The sequence below is a fragment of the Shewanella sp. SM68 genome (genome assembly GCF_025653925.1).
GTDB lineage: Bacteria > Pseudomonadota > Gammaproteobacteria > Enterobacterales > Shewanellaceae > Shewanella > Shewanella oncorhynchi.
Window position 1 is genome coordinate 197,408 of record NZ_JAKKRU010000001.1, and the last position, 21,329, is coordinate 218,736.

Sequence of the window (21,329 nt, forward strand, 5' to 3'; positions counted from 1 at the left end):
CCACAATCAATTCAGCCAAAGTTGGACGTGATCTTTTAATTCAACGCGTTGGTGAATTCGCCATTTACCGTCGTAACTTTCGAGGCGTACTTCCCAAGGGCCGGTTAGGGTAGTAGGGATGCTAATGCGATACACATTGCTGGCATCGGCCGTCGCAGTGAGTTTCATATCTCTGTCGGCAATGGTTGGATGATAGAACTCGACTTTCAAGGCGGCTTGATATGCAGGTCCCCCTTGCTGCGTCAGTAAAATCTCATTATTGGCTTGATCGAGTGAAAAATTCATGCCTATTTGTTTGGCATACTTCACTTTACTTAAGTCCATATTAATGGCTTTGCCATCTTTGTAGTAATCCTCGGCGACTAAAGAGTCCGAGTTCGTAAGGGCAATTTTTAGCGTGGTAAAACTTGCGACGACGGCACATAAAGGAAGAATAATTAAAAACCAAGGCCAGAACTGCTTATACCAGGCTTGTTGTTCGCTCATGTCAGATACCCATTCAAAAAATTTGCGCCATTTTACCGTTAAAAGACGGTTTTAGCACTTTAAAAAAAAGGCCTCGAAGTCTTCGAGGCCTTAGTGTTACTTATACCTAATTACTTGTTTGACAAGCTATAAACATAAGCTGTAATGACGTGAACTTTCTCTTCACCGAGAACGTCTTTCCACGCTGGCATCACACCTGCGCGACCATGTTTAATGGTCTCTTCGATCATGCCACGGCTACCGCCATATAACCAAACATCGTCAGTTAAGTTAGGAGCACCCATAAACTTGTTGCCTTTAGCGTCCATACCATGACACGCAAAACAACCTTTCATGAATGACCCTTGACCTTGGGCAGCGAGTTTCTCGTCATGCTCACGACCAGACAATTTAACAACGTATTCAGCTAAACCAGCAATCTCGCTGTCTTCGATTGGCAAACCACCTTTGGGTGGCATCATGCCATGACGACCTGCCATGATAGTGGTCTTAATCGTGGCTAATTCACCACCATATAACCAGTCACCATCGGTAAGATTAGGGAAGCCTTTGCTACCACGTGCATCAGAACCATGGCACTGAGCACAGTTTTGCAGGAACAAACGGCCACCCACTTTCAACGCTTCTTGGTTTTTCACTAATTCTTCTAGTGGTGTTGCCAAGTAAGCCGCGAAGATTGGGCCATATTTTTCATCAGCGTGTTTTACTTCTTGATCATACTGAACATAAAGACCTTCTTTTGCTGCTAGCTCAATCGCTGCGGCAGAATCGGCTTTAATGCCATGCTCTGTGCCGATACTCTGGTTAGAACTGGTCCAGCCTAATAGGCCTTTATAGTTACCTAAACCAGGAAATAGGGCCAAATAGATCAAACCAAACACGATAGTGATATAGAACATATAACTCCACCATTTTGGCAGTGGGTTATTGAGTTCTTCAATACCGTCGAAACTGTGACCCATGGATTCGCCTTCTTTTACGTCAGTGGTGTTCTTAGAACACACACGCAGTAATAGAAAACAACCCGCGATCACGACTAACGAGAGTACAGTAATCCAAACACTCCAGAAGCTACTCATCACTTATTCTCTCCTGAGTCCTTCGATACCTTGTTGACTTCCTCATCGGAAAACACAAGGTTAGCTGCTTCATCAAATGATTTTTGACGACGCGAGCTATATGCCCAAGCAAATATACCGACGAAGGTCAGCATCACAATGATGGTCAAAATGCCTTGTAATGTGCCGTAATCCATATATTGCCTCCTTATTTGAGTGCGTGACCCAAAGACTGAAGATATGCAATCAAGGCGTCCATTTCTGTCTTACCTGCAACAGCTTGCTGTGCGCCTGCGATTTCTTCATCGGTATAAAGATCATTACCTTTGTAACCACCTTTATGCAGGTTACGTAGGATAGTCATCTTGTCACCCGTTAGTTTGCCGTCTAACTTGTTTTCGGCTAACCATGGGAACCCTGGCATATTCGATTGAGGAACTACAGCACGAGGATCGATTAAGTGAACTTCATGCCATTTATCGCTATAACGACCGCCAACACGTGCAAGATCAGGACCCGTACGCTTAGAACCCCATTGGAATGGATGATCCCAAACTGATTCGCCCGCGACAGAGTAGTGACCATAACGTTCAGTTTCTGCACGTAAAGGACGGATCATCTGGCTGTGACAGTTATAACAACCTTCACGAACATAAATGTCACGACCTTCAATTTGCAGGGCAGTGTATGGCTTTAAACCTTCAACTGGCTCAGTCGTATCTTTTTGAAAAATCAACGGTGTGATTTCAACGAGACTACCGAAGCTGATAGCGATAACGGTAAAAATCGCTAACAAACCGATGTTTTTTTCAACTATCTCATGATTAAATTTCATCGAGTTTGCTCCTTTAAGCCGCTGTTGGTTCAGCCAATGCTGGCAATGAATCTTTAGAGGCTTTCACAGTACGGATCACGTTATATGCCATGATCAGCATACCGGTCAGGAAGAAACAACCGCCAAGGAAACGTACAAAGTAGAAAGGATAAGAAGCTTCCAGACTTTCAACAAAGCTATAAGTCAAAGTACCGTCAGCATTCACTGCGCGCCACATCAGACCTTGCATTACACCTGAAATCCACATAGAGACGATGTAAAGCACAGTACCAATAGTCGCTAACCAGAAATGGACGTTAATTAACTTGATGCTGTACATACGGCCGTGACCGAACAATACAGGAATCAAGTGATACAGAGAACCGATTGACACCATTGCAACCCAGCCTAGCGCGCCGGAGTGAACGTGACCGATAGTCCAATCTGTATAGTGTGATAATGCGTTAACTGTCTTAATTGCCATCATAGGGCCTTCGAAGGTAGACATACCGTAGAAAGACAGAGAAACAACTAAGAAACGTAACACAGGGTCAGTACGCAGTTTATGCCAAGCACCTGACAAGGTCATGATACCGTTAATCATACCACCCCAAGAAGGTGCGAATAGGATCAGTGACATCACCATACCTAAAGACTGAGTCCAGTCAGGTAAAGCTGTGTAATGTAAGTGGTGAGGACCAGCCCAGATATACAGTGCGATCAGTGCCCAGAAGTGGACAATAGAAAGACGGTAAGAGTACACAGGACGACCTGCTTGCTTAGGTACGAAGTAATACATCATCCCCAAGAAGCCTGCGGTTAATAAGAAACCTACAGCGTTGTGACCATACCACCACTGCACCATAGCATCGACAGCGCCGCTATACAGAGAGTATGACTTGAACAGACTGACTGGTACTGCCATAGAGTTAACTATGTGTAGTACGGCAACGGTAATAATAAAGGCACCAAAGAACCAGTTCGCCACATAAATATGCGAAGTTGTTCGTTTGATAATAGTACCGAAGAACACGATAGCGTAGGACACCCAAACGATAGTAATTGCGATATCGATAGGCCATTCTAATTCAGCGTATTCTTTTCCTTGGGTGAAACCCATTGGTAAAGAAATAGCTGCTGACAGAATGATGGCTTGCCATCCCCAAAACGTAAATGCGGCTAACTTAGGTGCAAATAGTCGGGTTTGACAGGTGCGTTGTACGACATAATAGGATGTTGCAAAAAGGGCTGATGTACCGAACGCGAAGATCACCGCATTGGTGTGTAATGGTCGCAAGCGACTATACGTTAACCAAGGAGTGTCAAAGTTCAGCTGAGGCCAGATTAACTGAGCCGCAATTAATACGCCGACTGACATACCAACAATACCCCACAAAACTGTGGTTAAGGCAAATTGGCGGACAATGGCGTAATTGTAATCAGCGCCTGTTGGCTGGGAATGGTTCATCATAATGCTTCCACTGCTTATTACTTTTACTTTTAGTAAAGACAAGCTTTACCTGTTATAAATGACATAAAACTCAGCCTCCCTATTAAGGTTGCTGAGTGATGTCAATGCGTTACCCTGCATATTTTTGCTCAAATATGAGGTTTCGCAATGATACTTGAGCCATATCAAAAAAGATACCAAAGAAGGGGTGTGGAAAGTTGATCTAGATCAACCTACGCCATAGAATGTTAACATATTGCATCATAAGGTTAATCTTTGTGCTAACTCGTCTGAGTCCCTATTTATTTACTGCATTATTTAGCTTCAATCTCACAGCTTGTAAGGAAGATGCAAAGCAAGTCACACTTAAAAGCAGTCTTGATCCTTCACTTTGCCAATTTTCTAAGGGGGATTGTGTTAAAAAAGTTGGGGATGTTGAGCTCACTTTTCGCTTGTCACCAGGGAGTGCACCAAGCGAAAAGCCATTGACATTACAGTTGTTATCTTCCATGCCAATTTCTAATGTGCAAATCCGCTTAGAAGGAAGAGACATGTTTATGGGCGTTATTCCTGTAAATGTGAAGCAAACTGATGAAATGACTTATATCGGTCAGTTAGTCTACGGTTCTTGTAGTAGTGGCTACATGGTTTGGCGTGGCTTTGTGAGTTTTAGCGTTAATGGTGAAACTAAAACGGCTGTTTTTGATTTTCTCGCAGATGACAATGGTTAGATATATCTTTGAAAGTGCTTGATATGGATTTCTAAACATCAAGACAATCAACTATACAGATTAGTGATCCTTCCAGTTTTCTTTTACTTTGACAAAAATATCTACATTTTCAATAAAGAGCTGTAATAAGTGAGGATCAAAGTGTGTTGCCGCCCCTTTACGCATTTCAGCTAAAACCTCTTCTAAAGGCCAAGCTGTTTTATAGCAGCGGGCATGGGAAAGGGCATCAAACACATCTGCGATTGCCACAATCCGCGAGAAAATGTGAATTTCGTCTTGTTTTAGATTTGCAGGATAACCAGAACCATCATATTTTTCATGATGTTGCAGTGCAATAATTGATGCGGCCTTTAGTATTGGTCGCTCAGAATTTGCAAGAATTTGATGGCCAATCATAGGGTGTTGACGCATAACTTTCCATTCTTCGTCATCTAATTTGCCGGGTTTAAGTAGGACAGCATCGGGGATCGCAATTTTACCTATGTCATGCATTGGTGAGGCACGGCGCAGTAAATCGGCTTCGTATTCACTTAAACCGGCGAGTAATGCTAATTGAGAACAATACTCCGCCATACGTTTCACATGATTGGCAGCTTCTTTCGAGCGGCTTTCAACAACATCACCTAAACGTAAAATAAGCTCTGATTGTGTATCTTCCACCTCCTGATTGAGCAGCAAATTTTCAAAGGCTATGCCCACGTTGATGGCAAAAATATCAATGAGTTTCTTATCAAGATCATCAATTCTATCAATACCATCCATATAAAGTAGATTGATTAAACCGCCTTTGGTGGGAAAGTAACCGATAAAACAATTGTCTTCATAAAGGCACCGCTGTTGGGTGAGCGCACTGCGCAGTAGACGATCAATATGTTCAGGTAGTTGCGTAATGTGGGATTTATTAGCAAATTGACCAGTACCTGCAAGGATTTCTATATTGACAGGTTCAACATGACCACTAATCGCATCAATTGCATTACAAGTCAGCAGTAGCGTTTCTGAATCGAGATTAAGTAGAGTGGCCACTTGAGTCAGTAGCCCATCGGCGAATTTATGCAGGGTGCGCAGTTCAAATAATCCTGAGGTAGCTTCTAGTACTCTTTCTAAGCCCTTACGATGATTTATTTGGGTGCGCCTTGCTTGCTCGATTTCCATGATATCGCGATAAGAGCGAAGGGCTGAGTAGACGCTAGTCATCAGTTTACGGGAATCCAGTTCAGCTTTTGCTTTGTAATCATTGATATCGTAATTGACGATAACGTCTTCTTCAGGTGCTTGCCCTGGCTGGCCTGTACGTAAGATCAATCGAGTGGTTTTATTCAATAATTCTTCACGGATCCACTTTACTAGTTCTAACCCCGCATGGTCACTTTCCATGACAACATCAATAAAGGCAATGGCGATGTCATGTTCTTGATTGAGTAATTCTTTTGCTTGTTCGGCACTATAAGCATTAATAAAGGTGAGGGCACGGCCATCAAGTTTAAAGCGGGAGAGGGCAAGCTTAGTGACGGTATGAACATCAGGTTCATCATCGACCACTAATACCTTCCAAGGAATACCAGACTCTGTTGTCTCGGTAGACTTTTTACCGGAAAAAAGAGGGTTTTTCTTTGCAAGATCAATCAGCATCCGATACCTCATTCAAGTAAAAATAATGATCACATAATCAGTGTAGTAGACACATTTCAAAGCGGTGCAAAATCTTGCATAAAATAGCGAGGTGAGTGGCAATCCTTAAATTACATTGTTGATAACGATTCTCATTTGTGTATTCTGTTACTATCAAACAATGATAGGGAGGGAAAGGGCATGACTAATCGAATTAACTTATCAATTTCAGCGCATAAATTGGCACAGCTAATACATGATGGACACATCTGCGCATCTGACTTCACGTGCTTAGATAGCCAATCGAAACAGCAAGTGTGGCAGCTATGCTTGATCTGTTGCAAAAAGCGTATTACTTGTCAGCAATGTTCATTTTCAAGTTGCACTAAAAATCTGACATATCTTGATGCCGATAAATAACATTATCGGCATTTGCGTTTAAGTATTATCATACAAGAAACTCTTATAATTCAGATGTAATATGCAACTTCCTCCAGTAATCCCGTTATTTGACTCATTTGAATTCATACAAGTTGGCAATAGTATTGTTAACCAATATATCACCCAAATTAGCATGAAAAAGGTAGTTGATGCGGGCTTAGTCATCGAGCATGCCAGTGATTGGCTATTTGAGCAAAAGCATAACGAAAACAACTATAAAGCTTATCGCAGTGAACTCACTACGTTTCTGCATTGGTGTTTTGATGTGGTTTCAATGTCTCCCATTCAAGTTACGCGCAAAGACATGAGTCGTTACGTTGATTATTGCCAAGCACCGCCGATAGCACTGATCGGTTATTTTAATGTGCCACAGTTTAAGTACGATAAACTGCATGATGAACGGGTTCCAAACTCGCAATGGCGACCATTTGTCGGCAAAAAACAACTCGGGCAAATCCAGCCTTATGTGTTAAGCGATAATGCGTTAAAAACAAAAATGGCCATTTTGTCTTCGTTTTATTCGTATCTGACAAGTGAAGAATATTGTGAGCGGAATCCTGCTCAAATCTGGCTTAATCACAGTCGATTTGCAGCAAACAGGCAATATCAGTGTCAAAGTCATGAAGATGAAAATAGTCTCGCATTCACTGAATTACAGTGGTCATATATTATGACGACCATTACTGAACTTGCAGAAGAATTTCCTGAGTTACATCAAAGAAGTTTATTCCTCGTTACATTGATTTATTGCTGTTATTTACGCATTTCAGATGTGTCTGCACGTGCGGGTTATTCGCCGGTGATGAACCAGTTTAAACGTAATCAGCAAACGGGCATCTGGAGTTTTCATATTCCGTTGAGTAAAGGTGGTAAAAGACGCAGCGTTGCGATTTCAAAAGCTTTGCTCGATGCGTTAGTCAAATATCGTCAGTTTTTAGGATTAACGGATTATCCAGGACCAAACGAAAATCATCCTTTGTTTGTACGGCACAAAGCTGCTGGACGCGGCCGAGATGTTGGTATCCTCAATGCCAATCTAGGCATTCGTCATGTTCGCGACGAAATTCAAAAAATAATTAATTTGGCTGCAGAACGTATAGAAATCGATGGCTTTACACAAGATGCGGCGCAGATGCGCAAACTAACTGCCCACAATATTCGCCACACTGGCATTACGCACGATATCAATATCAACCGCAGACCGTTATCCCATGTACAAGCCGATGCTGGCCACGAAAGTATCGACACTACATCGCAATATTTGCACACAAGCCAAATTGAACGTCATGAAAGTGCATTCAACAAACCAATCGACCATTTGAAAGGCATAGAGTGATTAGATACAAAGCTGCGCACAATGTATATTATGTTAAATACTCTCTATGCGGTTCCCATCGCAGCTCTTTTTTGTGGCTTGTCATTCCAAATGAGTTTTGTGTCATTTCGTGAGTCTGAATTTTGTTATTATATATCAAGGCTATAATTCACTCCGCCAACAGCTTTGCTCTATTATGGTGCAAAGCTGTTCATCCAGAGCGCATTAAATTTTGTGTTTGCTGCTTTTTGACAAAGTGCACCTCACACGCAGCTATGCGAACTCTTTTGAAGTATAGATGACGTGTTAGAAATGAATTTTATGAAACAATGTCCCAATCAAATCATGTCGCTCCATTAGAATGATTACTTACAATAATTCATCGGTTTACCAAGCTTAATTGAAATTGGTTCGTAGCTATATTTCCACTGCTTAATCTTACCTATTAATTTGTTGTAATGTTGATGACGTGATTTATCAACATCGGAGTCGCTCGAACACATCACCAGTTTCACCTGACGGTATCTTAAACAATTTAATCGTCGCTACGTGAATGCTTTGGTATATTGGACTCGCAAACTAGCCAGAATCACCTAGCAGCGCGCTTATGCTCGTCCAAAAAGTCACAATAAAATACTAACATGTTGCTGATTTTGAGCCACCTGGACATAAATATGGCATTTTCAGGAGTTTTTATAGATATCGAGTGAAGCGCCCTAACCTACTTTTGGACAAAAATCATTATGTGTACTAGCTCATATATGAACTGACAGTGTTGATTAAATAGCTATTAATCGGACAATCTCAACTCGACCCCACCCAGCTCATTTCTGGACATTTTCAAGTTAGACTTTTAGCTCGAATTAGTGAATTTAGAATTAAAATTTCTATGGATAACGCCTGCTTAAGCGGCTTAACCTCCATAACTTCTGAGTAGCTTAATGTTGAACAGTTACGGTTAGTTATTAATACGAATGACTTTAAATGGGATTGATGTCCATAACACTGCCCCTGATAGCGTGTTCTGGTCTAATCCCATCGGACACTTAACTTTGAGACAGTATGGTCAATAAATTAAGAGGTCAATATGAGTCAGAACAAATCACATAAGAGTTATCCGCAGGCATTTAAGGATGAAGCCGTCTTGATGGTGCTGGAGCAAGGTTATAGCGTTGCCGATGCGACAAAGCCTCTTGGAGTTAGCACTAGTCTGCTTTACAACTGGAAGGAAAAACACGAAGCCTTGCAGCAAGGCCTTACCTTAGAATAGTCTGAACGTAATGAGTTGAAGTAATTTCTCATATAAAACAAATGATTATGCATGGATAAATAAATTAAAAAATACCCAAGGGGCACACCGAGGCCAGCGCCTTCTTTGCGAGAGAAATGAAGTAAAATTTAGTTTCATCAAACAGCAATCTAACCTGTTTCCCATAACACTGATATCCATCGATTCACACTGATTCTACTGACCAGCATACTTGCGAGAGCGGTACGAGAATGACCTTCGCTGAAATGGAGTAAGCCTAAATAGTGCCTACGTTTGCGTGCACTTTTCTCCGATTTACTAAGGCTGCGATGTTCGGATTATTCATATTTTTTATGATTAAAAAGCGAATATCAATTAGGCCACATAATTAATGCAAATTATATTGCTGGCGGTGGCTTTATACCTGGGCTGAAAAACAAAAAATGAGTATCGTGCTTAGCGTAATTTTATTGAACATTCATCATATAGGTCATCCTCTGGAGCTGGTTTTGATTAGTATTGGTTCTTGTACAGAACTTGATTATTGTGCTTTTGGGGCTTCTTCGATGCGTAAGTCAATGGTGACAACTAACTTGGAAAACGCCGCCATCGAAGAAGCTCACGAGTTAGTCACCGTGGCGGACGATGGCGTGACGAGGCGGGTGTGTCACTCCCAAATCGAGGTGTTCTATGTGGAACTTGTGAACGTTCTTTCGCTGCGGCGGTTGGCTCAGCCAAATCCGCAAGGATCGGGCAATCCGGGCGGCCATCGCCATGGCAATTTTCGGCTAGCTGCTCGAGCGTTTGCACCATAGCTTGTAGTTCAACGATCTTCGCCTTCAGTCCGTCGGCATGGGAGAGCGCCAACGCCTTAACGTCGGCGCTCGCGCGATCTCGGTTGCACCACAAGACCAGGAGTTCCGAGATTTGTTCGACAGAAAAGCCAAGGTCGCGTGCGCGACGGATGAAGCGAAAGCTTTGCGCGTCTGCCGAGCTGTAATTTCGGTAGCCAGCATCAGAACGATTAGCTTTGGGTATCAAGCCAATCTGTTCGTAGTAGCGAATCATCTTCGCCGAGATGCCGGACAACTTGGCTGCTTGACCAATATTCATCATTCTCTCCTTCTAGTAAATTAATCAAATACGCCCAAAAACTGAGGTTTACCTACGCACAGATATTTCTCTGGGCGTAAAGAACACGTCGGCATACAGGTATTCAGATTGCATTCATGTTGTCTATATTCCATCTGAAGATTGCTCAGAGCTAATGTGGTGGTCAAATGGATATCATGGTCGTAGTCCCGCAACACCTCAGGTGTGATGACTCTTGCAATGGCAAAGAGATGTTCTCGGGCGTCGCTATAATCGTCCTTGAGGTGATCCAAGGGCGTATTTGGTGAAAACATGTTGTGTTACTCCTTCAACAATATTCGTCTACCAGGCGTGACTTTTGCGATCCCCCCCAAAAAAAGCCAGTGGCTTGGTGTGGGTTTAAACCGTCATCGGAGCCCTGAAGCGCTTGAGTCGGAGCGCGTTGCCGAGCACAAATATACTGGAAAGTGCCATTGCGGCCGCTGCGAAAATTGGCGAAAGCAAGGTGCCATTCAACGGGTAGAGCGCACCCGCCGCAACCGGGATCAACACGGCGTTGTAGGCGAAGGCCCAGAAAAGGTTCTGCTTAATGTTACGGATCGTGGCCTGACTAAGCGCGATCGCATTCGTCACGCCACGCAAGTCGCCCGACATTAGCACCACGTCAGCAGCTTCTATCGCTACATCGGTTCCCGTGCCGATAGCGAGCCCAACATCAGCTTCGGCGAGTGCTGGCGCGTCGTTGATACCGTCTCCCACGAAGGCGACTCGCGCGCCATTGTTCCGGAACTTCTTCAGTGCCTCGACTTTACCATCAGGGAGAACCTCGGCTAAGACTTCATCGATGCCAAGCTGCTCGGCAATCGCCGCAGCGGTCGCCGCATTGTCGCCAGTGATCATCGCTACTTTCAGTCCGAGCGCGTGCAGCGCCTTGATTGCTTCGGGCGTTGTTTCTTTGATTGGATCTGCGACTGCAATCACCGCTGCCAAGCGGCCGTCGATCGCGGCATAAAGTGGGCTCTTGCCTTGCTCGCCAAGACGCAGGGCGGTGGACTGCAAGCTCGACACATCCAGACCGAGCTGCGTCATAAACCGATCCGCACCGACGGCGACGTTACGACCAGCGACCTTGGCCGACACGCCGAAGCCCGGTGTTGCGTCGAAGCTCTCGATAGGTGCAAGGGTGAGGTTCAACTGCTTTGCGGTTGTGACGATCGATTCGGCAATCGGGTGCTCGGAGCGGGTCTCGACGGCCGCAACAAGAGCAAGAACTTCGTTGTATTCAAATCCCTCGGCAGGCACGAGATCGGTCAGCTCGGGGCGTCCTTTGGTCAGCGTGCCGGTTTTGTCGAGCGCGATAACGCTCACATCGCGCAACGCCTGCAAGGCTTCGCCCTTACGAAAGAGTACGCCGAGCTCGGCCGCACGGCCGGTGCCAACCATGATTGAGGTCGGCGTTGCCAGTCCCATAGCGCACGGACAAGCGATAATAAGAACCGCGACCGCATTAACGAGTGCAAAGGTCAGTGCTGGGGACGGGCCGAAGATTAGCCAGACTAGGAAGGTCAGCGTGGCAGCTGCCATCACCGCTGGGACGAACCACATGGTCACTTTGTCGACTAGCGCCTGGATCGGCAGCTTTGACCCCTGCGCTTGCTCGACCAGACGAATGATCTGCGCGAGCACCGTATTCGCGCCGACCTTGGTGACGCAAAAACTGAAAGCGCCCGTCTTGTTGATAGTGCCGCCGACAACTTCGGCTCCCACCCCTTTAGATACGGGCACCGGCTCGCCGGTGATCATGCTCTCGTCAACATAAGAGGCACCTTCGACGACTTTGCCGTCGACCGGAATCTTCTCGCCCGGACGAACGAGCACTATGTCACTAGTCATCACCTGATCGAGCGGTATTTCAAACGTTTCGCCGTTGCGCTGGACGCGCGCGGTCTTAGCCTGAAGTCCGACGAGCCGCTTGATCGCTTGTGAGGTTCGCCCCTTGGCGCGCGCCTCCAGCATGCGTCCGAGCAGGATCAAGGTAACGATGACCGCAGCAGCTTCAAAATAGACGTTGGCAGTGCCTTGCGGCAGCGCTTCAGGGGCAAAGGTTGCGACGATCGAATAGCCATAAGCCGCCGCGGTGCCGACCGAGACCAGTGAGTTCATGTCAGGAGCACCGCGCAGCAACGCCGGTACCCCTTTTAGGAAGAAGCGCAGACCCGGACCGAACAGGACCAGGGTGGCGAGCGCGAACTGCACATACCAGTTGGTCTGTTGCCCCAGAACCCCCATCACCCAATGATGCATGGCGGGAATAAGGTGAGAGCCCATCTCAAGGATGAATACGGGCAAGGTGAGGATGGCTGCAGTGATGAAAGAACGTCGCAGTGCCCGCGCCTCGCTCTCACGACGCTCAGTGTCCTGATCGCCAGCATTCGCCGTTTCGGCGGACAAGCGACGGGACTTGTAACCCGCCTGTTCGACAGCGGCTTCAAGATCTGCCGTGGAGACGCTCCCTGCAAAATGGCGCACCCTCGCGCGCTCGGTCGCCAGATTTACAGTAGCTTCGAGCACGCCCGGAATTTTTACGAGCGCTTTCTCTACCCGGCCCACACACGATGCGCAGGTCATGTCCTCGATCGCCAACTCGATGGTCTCTTCGCGAATGGTGTAGCCAGCGCTCTGAATGGCGTGGACAGCCGCCTGCGGATTGGCTACGCCGGTGAAAGTAATGTCGGCGCGCTCGGTGGCAAGATTGACCACGGCCGTCTGCACCCCGGGGACCGCTTTCAACGCTCGCTCGACACGGCCGACACATGATGCACACGTCATGCCTTCGACAGGCAGGCTCAGACGAGTGCCTGCGGACACGGATTGATTGGCGTTTTGTGGCAAGGAAACAGAAGCCATTGAACTACTCCTTAAATGTTGAGTTAAAAAAAGCTTAATGCTTCCAGCTATGGGAAGGTCAAGTCCTATGTGTGATTTATTTCACGACGCGTCCGTTCGAAATGCCGTCTGCGCCACTGCAGTCCTGCTCCGCCTGCGCGCAGATCTCCCAGCCGCCACCCAGCGCCTTGTAGATGCTGACAACGGCAAGCCGTTGGTGGGTGCGAGCGATTGCCAGCGCACGCCGGCTTGCAAAGTCGGACCGTTCGGCTTCGAGCACATCAAGGTAGATGCCTTCACCTGCTGAGAACCGCACACGGGCAAGACGAGCCGCCTCGCGATTTGCGACTGACTCAAGCAGACGCAGCTCAAGCGTGCTACCCGCGGCACCATAGGCTTTGAAGGCATCCTCGGTTTCCTGCAGTGCGCGCAACACGGTCTGGTCGTAGACGATCAACGCCTCTTGGGTACGAGCCTCGCTGGCGGCGATGCGGGCACGCACGCGCCCAGTATCGAAAAGAGACCAGCGAATGACCGGGCCGAGGAAGCTGGACAGCACTCCGGAGCCATTTACTTCATCGAGACTTCCAGCAACAAGCCCGATTGAACCATGCACTTGGATCTCTGGGTAGAAACCAGCCGTCTCGACCCCAATCCGAGCGGTCGCCGCAGCGAGAGTCCGTTCAGCCGCCGCAATATCAGCACGCCGTGAAAGGAGTGCTGCGGGATCGCCCACGGCGATTATTCGAACAGCAAGCGCTTCACGCGCAGGCGTTACAGCGGGTGGTCTAAACGTCTGGGGCGTTTCGCCAAGAAGGATGGCCAGTGCATTGCTGGAGGCCGCACGGCGGCGCTCCAGTTCGGGCACGGCCACCTCGACATGGTGCAACAAGGCCTCGGCACGGAGCTGGTCGAATTCGCTGGCAGAACCGGCGTGCACGAGACGTTCGACCAAGCTCAGGCTTTCGCGCTGGCTTTGGCTGATGTCGGCGGCTACAGCTAGTTCGGCCTCGATACCGCGTAGCTCGAACCAAGTGGCAGCCACCGCAGCAGCGATCCCCGCCTGCACACCTCGCAGCAGAGCCTCGCGGGAGCCTGCTTGCGCCTGAGCGGCTTCCACCGATCGCCGCACACGGCCAAAAAGATCGATTTCCCAGGAAGCGTCGACCGCGCCGCGATAGATTTCTATCTGACGCGACTGACTATGGGGCGTCTCGACCTCACTCCGGCGACGGTTCTCATAACCAAGCTCAGCGCCACCGCTCGGCAGGAAGCCCTGACGGCTCTCACCTAACATGGCCTTTGCCTCTTCGAGCCGAACGACAGCGATACCTATGTCATGGTTCGCCGCGAGCGCCCGCTGGATCATGATGTTCAGAGCAGGATCGTCGAAGGTGCCCCACCACTTCACCTCAACGGCCCCTGTTCCAAGACCGGCGGGAGGCTCACTGAAACTGGCCGGAAACTGCGATGAAGGTAGTGAGTAGTTTGGGCCCACCGCCGCGCATCCAGTCAAGATGAGCGCACTCAGGGGTAACAGAACTGCTTGGTATGGACTTCTCATGACATGCTCTCCTCAATGTGCGGCTTAGCACTTGAACTGTGCCGCTCGAAGCGAGCCTCCAAGCCACGTATCACTACATAAAAAACCGGCGTCAGGAATAATCCGAACAATGTCACGCCGAGCATACCTGCGAAGACCGCAATCCCCATAGCCTGACGCATTTCGGCCCCAGCACCGCTTGCCAATATCAACGGTACGACGCCAGCAATAAATGCCAATGAGGTCATCACAATAGGCCGCAACCGCAATCGACAAGCCTCAACGACCGCCTCCAGTGCACTTGTTCCTGCAGCTTCGAGGCTGCGTGCAAACTCGACGATCAAAATTGCGTTTTTGGCCGCCAAACCGACGAGCACGATAAGCCCAATCTGCACAAAGACGTTGTTGTCGCCCCCAGCCAGCCAGACACCGGTAATCGCGCTCAAAAGACACATCGGCACGATCAGCAGAACCGCAAGGGGCAGCAGCCAGCTGTTGTATTGCACGGCGAGGATGAGATAAGCGAGCAGCACGCACAATGGGAAAATGAACAGCGCAGAATCGCCAGCCAGTTTTTGCTGGTAGGTAAGATCAGTCCATTCGAAGCTCATGCCTTCAGGCAAAACCTCCTTGGCTAATCGTTCCATGACCGCAACAGCCTGCCCCGAGCTGACGCCTGCCATCGCACCGCCCGAGATGTCGGCCGTAGGGTAACCGTTGTAGTGCATCACGCGGTCTGGGCCGGCACTTGGCGTCACAGTGACAAAGGAGGACAACGGCAGCATATCTCCGGCCGCGTTGCGCACCTGCAGTCGGCCGATAGATTCGGCTTGCATGCGGTGGTCTGCATCGGCTTGGGCCGTCACCTTATAGGTTCGACCGAAGCGGTTGAAGTCGTTGATATATAGAGATCCGAGATAGACCTGAAGCGACTCGAAAACATCCGCCAGACGAACCCCCTGGCTCATGACCTGAGTGCGATCGATGGTGACATCTAACTGCGGCGCATTGATGTCAAGACTGGTCATGAGCCCAGCCACCTCACCTGACTCGGTAGCTTTTGTCATCAGGATCTGGGTCTGCTGCACCAGAGCTGCGAGCCCGGCACCGCTGCGGTCCTCGACCTGCATCTTAAATCCGCCCGTCGCACCAAGGCCAGGCACCGGTGGTGGCGGGAACACGCCGAGGAAACCATCGGGGATGCTGGCAAATTGGGCTTGCAAGCGCCCCGCAATCGCCATCGCGCTGAGATCAGGTGTCGTGCGATCTTTAAACGGGTCGAGCATGATGAATATGACCGCGGCATTTGGTACGTTGACGAAACCATTGATAGAAAGGCCGGGAAACGCAACGACGCTTTCGACACCTGATTCGGTCAGCGCGATCTTCGACATCTGTTTGACGACTGCGTCGGTGCGGTCCAGTGACGAGGCGTTTGGCAGTTGGGCGATTGCGACAAGATAATATTTGTCCTGCATGGGCACGAAGCCGGGCGGGACGGCCTTGAATCCGAAGAAGGTCAATGCAAGGAGTCCGGCGTAAACCAGAAGCGCCACGCCGCTAATCCGCACGACCTTGCGCACCGTGTTGCCATAAGCGTCAGGTGCATGCTGGAACGGCTGGCCTAGTGTCCGAAACAACTGATCGGCGCGGCCACGCAAACTGCGCGGAACTCGCACTATTGCCGCCTGGCGCGGGCGCAACAAGAGTCCTGCGAGCGCAGGGCTGAGCGTGAGTGAATTAACTGCCGACAGAATGGTTGAAATCGCAATCGTGAGCGCAAACTGTCGATAGAACTCACCCTGCAAGCCACTTAGAAAAGCGGTCGGAATGAAAACGGCGGCGAGCACCGAGGTAATCGCGATAATAGGACCGGTGACTTCGTCCATGGCAAGCCGCGCGGCCTGTATGGGTTCCTCACCATTTTCGATGTGACGTTCGACATTCTCGACCACTACGATCGCGTCATCGACGACGATCCCGATTGAAAGCACCAGGCCAAACAACGACAACGTGTTCAGTGAGAAGCCCATCAGATGCATGACGGCAAAGGTGCCGATCAGCGACACCGGCACCGCTATAAGGGGTATGAGCGAAGCACGCCAGTTGCGCAGGAACAGCACCACCACGATAACGACAAGAAGAATCGCCTCCAACAAGGTGGTTACCACCGACTCCAGCGAGGCACGAACAAACACCGTCGGGTCATACGCGATGCGCGAGCTGAGTCCTTCCGGAAAGTTGCCTTCAAGCCGCTGCATGGTTGTACGCACCGCCTGCGCAACGTCGAGTGCGTTGGCGCCCGGACTCTGGATGATTTGCAGCGCGACGGCAGGTTCACCGTCAAGCAGGCTGCGCAATGCGTAGGTATCGGCCCCCATCTCAATGCGGGCAACATCGCGCAAGCGCGTCACCTGGCCGTCGCCGCCCGTACGAATGATGATGTCGCCGAACTGCTCCTCATCGGTTAACCGCCCGAGCGTGTTCACTGTCACTTGGAACGCAGCACTGGAATTGGGAGCCTGACCGACGGAGCCAGCCGCCACCTGTACGTTCTGCTCGCGCACAGCGGCAATCACATCGCCCGCTGTCAGCCCTCGTGCGGCGATCAGGCTCGGATCGAGCCAGAGCCGCATACTATATTCACCAGCTCCCCAAACCAGAACGTCGCTGATTCCCGGGATACGGGACAGATCATCGCGCACCTGGAGGTAAGCGTAGTTCGAAATATAGAGAGGGTCGTAGCGTTTGTCTGGCGATAACAGGTGAACCACCATCAGGATGTCCGGCGAGGTCTTCTGCGTGATGACGCCTTGGCGCTGCACCTCCTCCGGCAAACGCGGCAGAGCGCGCGAGACGCGGTTTTGTACCTGGATCTGTGCCATATCGGCATTCGTCCCTTGCGCAAACGTGACGGTCAGGATCATTCGGCCGTCAGTGGCTGATTGCGACGACATGTATAGCATGCCCTCGACCCCAGTGATCGCCTGCTCGAGTGGCGCGGCTACCGTTTCTGCAATCACCTTGGGATTGGCGCCCGGGTAGGAAGCGGTCACCTGAACCGTCGGCGGCGTCACGGTCGGATACTCGCTGAGCGGCAATTGGAAGAAGGCAACGATGCCAGCGAGCACCATCAAAATTGAAAGGACGATGGCAAAAATCGGGCGATCGATGAAAAAACGTGGGAATGTCATTGTACGGCTCCCGAGGTTTGTGACACCGCAATAGGTGTACCGTCAATCGCAGCGGACTGTGGCGTGACCTGCATGCCAGGGCCTACCAGCCCCTTGACGACGATGTGTTCGCCGGGCTGTAGACCTTGTTCGATCACGCGCAACCCCTCGACCACAGGACCCAGATCGACGGGCCGGTATTCCGTCTTGTCGTCTTTGCCGACAACGAGCACATAGTGGCTACCTTGATCGGTACCAATCGAATGATCGGAAACCAGAACCCTAGCTTGCGGCGCTCCGGTCTCTAGTTTAACCTTGGCAAAAAGACCGGGCGTCAAATGCCCATCGGGGTTGTTGACAACAGCGCGGATACGCACTGTTCCCGTCCCACGATCGCTGGTGTTGGAGAGAAAGTCGACACGGCCTGGCCTCGAATACGTCTTGTCGGTGAGCAGTGCCACCATGACCTTTTCCGCCTGTGGACCATGCATGGTAGTGTGGTCTCGGCCTGCGGCGAGCGATCGCAAATAAGTGCGTTCGTCTACATCGAAATAGACGTGGATGGGATCGATAGAAACAATAGTCGTGAGTGGCGTCTCGCCGCTGAAGACGTAGTTGCCTTCTGTAACGAGGGCTTGGCCGACACGTCCACTGATCGGCGCCGTGACACGTGCGAAACTCAGATCCAATTGTGCGGTATCCACCGCTGCCTTTGCGGCGTCGACCTGTGCTTTGCTTGCATTCATAGAGGCGGTTGCGATGTCGAAGCGATCACGAGCGACGATCTTTTGGGCAAATAGCTGTTCGGCTCGTGCATATTCCGTTTGGGCAAGTATCGATGCCGCTTCAGCCTGGCGCAGGTGCGCCGTCGCGGCGTTCAGCGCGGCTTGGAACACCCGAGGATCAATGAGAAAGAGCTCGCTGCCCTTTTCGACGAAGCGTCCCTCGGGCAGGCTTACGTTCTGAATATAGCCAGCAACCCTCGGGCGCAGCTCAACCCGCTTGACCGCGGTCAGCGAACCTGTGAGTTCGACAAATGGCGTCACCGGACGAACGATCACTTCGGCCACCGGGACGCTTGGTGGCTTTGCGGGACTGACAGAGGGAATAGCCTCCTTGCATCCTGCGATAGCGAGTGCAACGCTTAGCGCCACAGTGGTTATGGTTATGCGTTTGACCTTCATCATTTTTTCCTTTCTCGATAGCAGTCGACAGTTAGTTTTGCGGAGCCGAGGTAGCTCCTACTGTATTTATCCGGCTTACTACGCTTAGAAGGTCAAGTGTTTTTTTGATTAGTAAGGGGCCTTGCGAGACGCAGCGAACTCTACTCTGATGACGAAAAAATCATGCTCAAAGTCATTATCAGCGACGAAAATCGTCAAGTGTTAAGGCATGCAGATAGAAGAAAACTTTCTCGACAAAAAAGCCAGACATACGGCCTTGGCTGCTACGACCACTGCACTTACAAATGAGAGCGATTGGAAGTTTTGTTACTGCTGGCAGCTTTAGCCTACTGGTTGCATTCATGTTAGGGCTGACAGCAGAAATGGCCTGATTGCAGTTCCAAGCCAACAGCATTAAACACTGGCGAGTTTTACCGTTCGACTACTTGGGTATGAGGAATGTAAGCTCGCAAACTTAGAGCTTAGAACTAAGCAGATACAAGCTAAAATAAGGAAATGATGTTCTGGCCTTAAGTGTCAGACTGAGCAGTAATCAAAATGAAGAAGAGCTGATACTATGATTAAATTCGTGGAGATCCCTCAGGTGTTTGATCAAGGCTAGCGCATGAGTGCCATTGCCTTAATTGCATTAGATTTACTTCTGTTTGTGAGCGTTCAGTGTACTGTTCAACCCATACTAGACAATTTTAATTGAGAATTTTCGAACTCTACAGGTGACAGTTCACCATTAGCAAAATGACGTCACTCCAAGTTCTAATATTTCATTTAAGCAGTCACATCTAGCTTCAAAAACTCTCTTGTTGATTGAGTAATATTAAAAATCCAATCGTGTTTTAAGCTACCAAAGAAACGCTCAACGAAGGCATTACCTCAACACGTATTTACATCCCCCATACTGGCTCGGATATCATAGCTCGATAGCAGCCTACCGAATTACTTGTTAGCATCGGTCACGGTGGAATACCAGCCCTCTAGCCAGTTAGCGTAGGTTGCAGGCTTCAATTAATGCCTTGGATATCAAACCCGTGGAAATGCGTCTGTCTATGTGCTACCCAACAATCCGACGTGAATGTAAATTCCATCACCACAGCCAAATACATCCAGCCTTCATCTGTCTTTAAATAGATCATGCCACCTGCTCAAATCTAATTAGCGAATTTTGTGTTAAAGTTAATATTTAACAAGTTATTAGCCACAGCATCAGCGTGTTTTCGCTATGTCATCATCTTGTAATCTCGTCGCTGGGTTGCTTTGAGTCGAAGGCGGTGCATAATTTTACGAACGAGATAGCGACCAACCTGATAGCCTTCTTTACGCAATTTTTTCACCATTTCACGATTTCCTAGGCTGTCACAACTTTGCTTTAATAGTTGTCGAACAAGGCGATATTTCTTCAGTGTTTCAAAACTTATCACGCTTGCTGGGCATTTATGCCCATAGTAATAGCCTGACCTACTCACACTCATTACTCGGCATAACACTGCTATAGGTAATAGGTTAGATTGCTGTTTGATGATGCGTAATTATTTGTTTTATCTACACAATAACTTCAACTCGTCACGCTCAGACTCTGCTAAGGTGATACCTTGTTGCAAGGCTTAATATATTTCCTTCCAGTTGTAATGCAGACTTGTGCTAACCCTTAGAGACATTGCCGCATCAATAACGCTATAACCTTGCTCTAGCACCATCTAAACGGCTTCACCTGCGGATAACTCTTATGTGATTTATTCAGACTCATATAGACCTATTAATTTATTGACCATACTGTCTCAAAATTAAGTGCTGAAATAAAATTAGACCGGAGCAGGTGCAGTGGTATACAGAGTCTGACCATTATATTGGCGGTGATATTACATTTTTGGAAACAAATTCAATTACTCTGTCCTTAAATTATATCCATTTATAACTCGTTATAGGCGGATAAGCAGCACCTCTGTTACTAGGTGCTGCTCTCCTAAGAACCGTACATGCAACTTTCACTGCACACAGCTCAAGCCTCCACTAAGGTGCACTGTCAATTGGCGGTATTTTGCGACTTGCTGCTTCTATCTACACTGCAACAGGTTGACTCAGGTTTGGCCGGATATCCAATTTCCTCCAGAGCGTCGAGTATTTCGTCTTGCGATTGGCTGCTTTGTACATTGATACTACGGCTGGTAAGATCTGCTGTTACGACTGCATCGGCGTCCAGTTCCTTTATTGCACGGTTGATCAAGCCAAAGCAGTGGTTGCAGGTCATATCGGTAATTTTTAACGTTAACATCGTAAATCTCCTTTACTAAGTGGGCAGCTA

The 21,329-nt window shown here is 48.8% G+C and carries 16 protein-coding genes and 3 pseudogenes; 4 read left to right on the forward strand and 15 right to left on the reverse strand.

Features of this window, described 5'->3' with window-relative positions; translation table 11 throughout:
- Positions 1–6: 6 nt before the first annotated feature.
- From L5M40_RS00855 to ccoN, 5 genes are all read right to left on the reverse strand, one after another.
- Positions 7–486, reverse strand: coding sequence for a FixH family protein (locus L5M40_RS00855; protein WP_105252481.1), 480 nt, complete (start codon positions 484–486; stop codon positions 7–9).
- 110 nt (positions 487–596) lie between these two features.
- Positions 597–1,565 carry a cytochrome-c oxidase, cbb3-type subunit III gene (gene ccoP / locus L5M40_RS00860; protein ID WP_028759967.1) on the reverse strand — a complete coding sequence of 323 codons (969 nt, stop codon included), beginning with the start codon at positions 1,563–1,565 and terminating at the stop codon, positions 597–599.
- On the reverse strand, positions 1,565–1,741 hold the full coding sequence (locus L5M40_RS00865) for a CcoQ/FixQ family Cbb3-type cytochrome c oxidase assembly chaperone (protein ID WP_028759966.1): 177 nt from the start codon (positions 1,739–1,741) through the stop codon (positions 1,565–1,567). The genes ccoP and L5M40_RS00865 overlap by 1 nt, the downstream gene beginning before the upstream one ends.
- An 11-nt stretch (positions 1,742–1,752) precedes the next feature.
- The gene (ccoO, locus tag L5M40_RS00870) at positions 1,753–2,379 is read right to left on the reverse strand and encodes a cytochrome-c oxidase, cbb3-type subunit II (protein ID WP_028759965.1); all 627 of its coding nucleotides are present in this window, start codon (positions 2,377–2,379) and stop codon (positions 1,753–1,755) included.
- A 13-nt stretch (positions 2,380–2,392) separates the two neighbouring features.
- Complete coding sequence (gene ccoN, locus L5M40_RS00875) at positions 2,393–3,829, reverse strand: cytochrome-c oxidase, cbb3-type subunit I (protein ID WP_028759964.1); 1,437 nt, start codon at positions 3,827–3,829, stop codon at positions 2,393–2,395.
- Positions 3,830–4,053: 224 nt separating this feature from the next.
- On the opposite strand from ccoN, the gene L5M40_RS00880 reads away from it, so the two are divergent.
- The gene (locus L5M40_RS00880; RefSeq protein ID WP_411568997.1) at positions 4,054–4,539 is read left to right on the forward strand and encodes a hypothetical protein; all 486 of its coding nucleotides are present in this window, start codon (positions 4,054–4,056) and stop codon (positions 4,537–4,539) included.
- 60 nt (positions 4,540–4,599) lie between these two features.
- Here the strand turns inward: L5M40_RS00880 and L5M40_RS00885 are convergent, their stop codons facing one another.
- Entirely contained in the window at positions 4,600–6,171 is a 1,572-nt protein-coding gene (locus L5M40_RS00885) for a DUF3369 domain-containing protein (RefSeq protein ID WP_113940482.1), read from the reverse strand.
- Between the two features lie 180 nt (positions 6,172–6,351).
- Here L5M40_RS00885 and L5M40_RS00890 point away from each other — a divergent pair, with 180 nt between their 5' ends.
- The 3 genes and pseudogenes from L5M40_RS00890 to L5M40_RS22605 form a co-directional block, all read left to right on the forward strand.
- Entirely contained in the window at positions 6,352–6,570 is a 219-nt protein-coding gene (locus L5M40_RS00890) for a hypothetical protein (RefSeq protein WP_081729032.1), read from the forward strand.
- Between the two features lie 61 nt (positions 6,571–6,631).
- Entirely contained in the window at positions 6,632–7,927 is a 1,296-nt protein-coding gene (locus tag L5M40_RS00895) for a tyrosine-type recombinase/integrase (RefSeq protein ID WP_263171527.1), read from the forward strand.
- Between the two features lie 1,066 nt (positions 7,928–8,993).
- A pseudogene (locus tag L5M40_RS22605) lies at positions 8,994–9,173 on the forward strand (transposase); the annotation flags it as partial.
- 173 nt (positions 9,174–9,346) lie between these two features.
- Here L5M40_RS22605 and L5M40_RS00905 read toward each other — a convergent pair.
- The 9 genes and pseudogenes from L5M40_RS00905 to L5M40_RS00945 all read right to left on the reverse strand — a co-directional run.
- A pseudogene (locus L5M40_RS00905) lies at positions 9,347–9,501 on the reverse strand (IS630 family transposase); the annotation flags it as partial.
- Positions 9,502–9,785: 284 nt separating this feature from the next.
- Entirely contained in the window at positions 9,786–10,268 is a 483-nt protein-coding gene (cueR, locus tag L5M40_RS00910) for a Cu(I)-responsive transcriptional regulator (RefSeq protein WP_173248699.1), read from the reverse strand.
- 20 nt (positions 10,269–10,288) lie between these two features.
- Complete coding sequence (locus L5M40_RS00915; RefSeq protein WP_263177180.1) at positions 10,289–10,561, reverse strand: hypothetical protein; 273 nt, start codon at positions 10,559–10,561, stop codon at positions 10,289–10,291.
- Positions 10,562–10,646: 85 nt separating this feature from the next.
- Complete coding sequence (locus L5M40_RS00920; RefSeq protein WP_263177179.1) at positions 10,647–13,154, reverse strand: heavy metal translocating P-type ATPase; 2,508 nt, start codon at positions 13,152–13,154, stop codon at positions 10,647–10,649.
- Between the two features lie 76 nt (positions 13,155–13,230).
- Positions 13,231–14,697, reverse strand: coding sequence for an efflux transporter outer membrane subunit (locus L5M40_RS00925; RefSeq protein ID WP_263256178.1), 1,467 nt, complete (start codon positions 14,695–14,697; stop codon positions 13,231–13,233).
- Positions 14,694–17,870, reverse strand: coding sequence for an efflux RND transporter permease subunit (locus L5M40_RS00930; protein WP_263177177.1), 3,177 nt, complete (start codon positions 17,868–17,870; stop codon positions 14,694–14,696). Before L5M40_RS00930 ends, L5M40_RS00925 begins: the two co-directional genes overlap by 4 nt.
- Entirely contained in the window at positions 17,867–19,036 is a 1,170-nt protein-coding gene (locus L5M40_RS00935) for an efflux RND transporter periplasmic adaptor subunit (protein ID WP_317629659.1), read from the reverse strand. Before L5M40_RS00935 ends, L5M40_RS00930 begins: the two co-directional genes overlap by 4 nt.
- 663 nt (positions 19,037–19,699) lie before the next feature.
- Positions 19,700–20,774: pseudogene (locus tag L5M40_RS00940) on the reverse strand (IS3 family transposase).
- Positions 20,775–21,050: 276 nt separating this feature from the next.
- Positions 21,051–21,299: a heavy-metal-associated domain-containing protein gene (locus L5M40_RS00945; RefSeq protein WP_105252492.1), complete on the reverse strand. Its 249-nt coding sequence runs from the start codon at positions 21,297–21,299 to the stop codon at positions 21,051–21,053.
- Positions 21,300–21,329: the final 30 nt, after the last annotated feature.

What these genes read in the sequence shown, in the direction of transcription:
- ccoP (WP_028759967.1), bottom strand. Translation starts at nt 1,565, where the DNA reads ATGAGTAGCTTCTGGAGTGTTTGGATTACTGTACTCTCGTTAGTCGTG.
- L5M40_RS00915 (WP_263177180.1), bottom strand. Translation starts at nt 10,561, where the DNA reads ATGTTTTCACCAAATACGCCCTTGGATCACCTCAAGGACGATTATAGC.
- L5M40_RS00885 (WP_113940482.1), bottom strand. Translation starts at nt 6,171, where the DNA reads ATGCTGATTGATCTTGCAAAGAAAAACCCTCTTTTTTCCGGTAAAAAG.
- L5M40_RS00895 (WP_263171527.1), top strand. Translation starts at nt 6,632, where the DNA reads ATGCAACTTCCTCCAGTAATCCCGTTATTTGACTCATTTGAATTCATA.
- L5M40_RS00890 (WP_081729032.1), top strand. Translation starts at nt 6,352, where the DNA reads ATGACTAATCGAATTAACTTATCAATTTCAGCGCATAAATTGGCACAG.
- L5M40_RS00935 (WP_317629659.1), bottom strand. Translation starts at nt 19,036, where the DNA reads ATGATGAAGGTCAAACGCATAACCATAACCACTGTGGCGCTAAGCGTT.
- L5M40_RS00920 (WP_263177179.1), bottom strand. Translation starts at nt 13,154, where the DNA reads ATGGCTTCTGTTTCCTTGCCACAAAACGCCAATCAATCCGTGTCCGCA.
- cueR (WP_173248699.1), bottom strand. Translation starts at nt 10,268, where the DNA reads ATGAATATTGGTCAAGCAGCCAAGTTGTCCGGCATCTCGGCGAAGATG.
- L5M40_RS00865 (WP_028759966.1), bottom strand. Translation starts at nt 1,741, where the DNA reads ATGGATTACGGCACATTACAAGGCATTTTGACCATCATTGTGATGCTG.
- L5M40_RS00855 (WP_105252481.1), bottom strand. Translation starts at nt 486, where the DNA reads ATGAGCGAACAACAAGCCTGGTATAAGCAGTTCTGGCCTTGGTTTTTA.
- L5M40_RS00945 (WP_105252492.1), bottom strand. Translation starts at nt 21,299, where the DNA reads ATGTTAACGTTAAAAATTACCGATATGACCTGCAACCACTGCTTTGGC.
- L5M40_RS00880 (WP_411568997.1), top strand. Translation starts at nt 4,054, where the DNA reads ATGTTAACATATTGCATCATAAGGTTAATCTTTGTGCTAACTCGTCTG.
- L5M40_RS00925 (WP_263256178.1), bottom strand. Translation starts at nt 14,697, where the DNA reads ATGAGAAGTCCATACCAAGCAGTTCTGTTACCCCTGAGTGCGCTCATC.
- ccoN (WP_028759964.1), bottom strand. Translation starts at nt 3,829, where the DNA reads ATGATGAACCATTCCCAGCCAACAGGCGCTGATTACAATTACGCCATT.
- ccoO (WP_028759965.1), bottom strand. Translation starts at nt 2,379, where the DNA reads ATGAAATTTAATCATGAGATAGTTGAAAAAAACATCGGTTTGTTAGCG.
- L5M40_RS00930 (WP_263177177.1), bottom strand. Translation starts at nt 17,870, where the DNA reads ATGACATTCCCACGTTTTTTCATCGATCGCCCGATTTTTGCCATCGTC.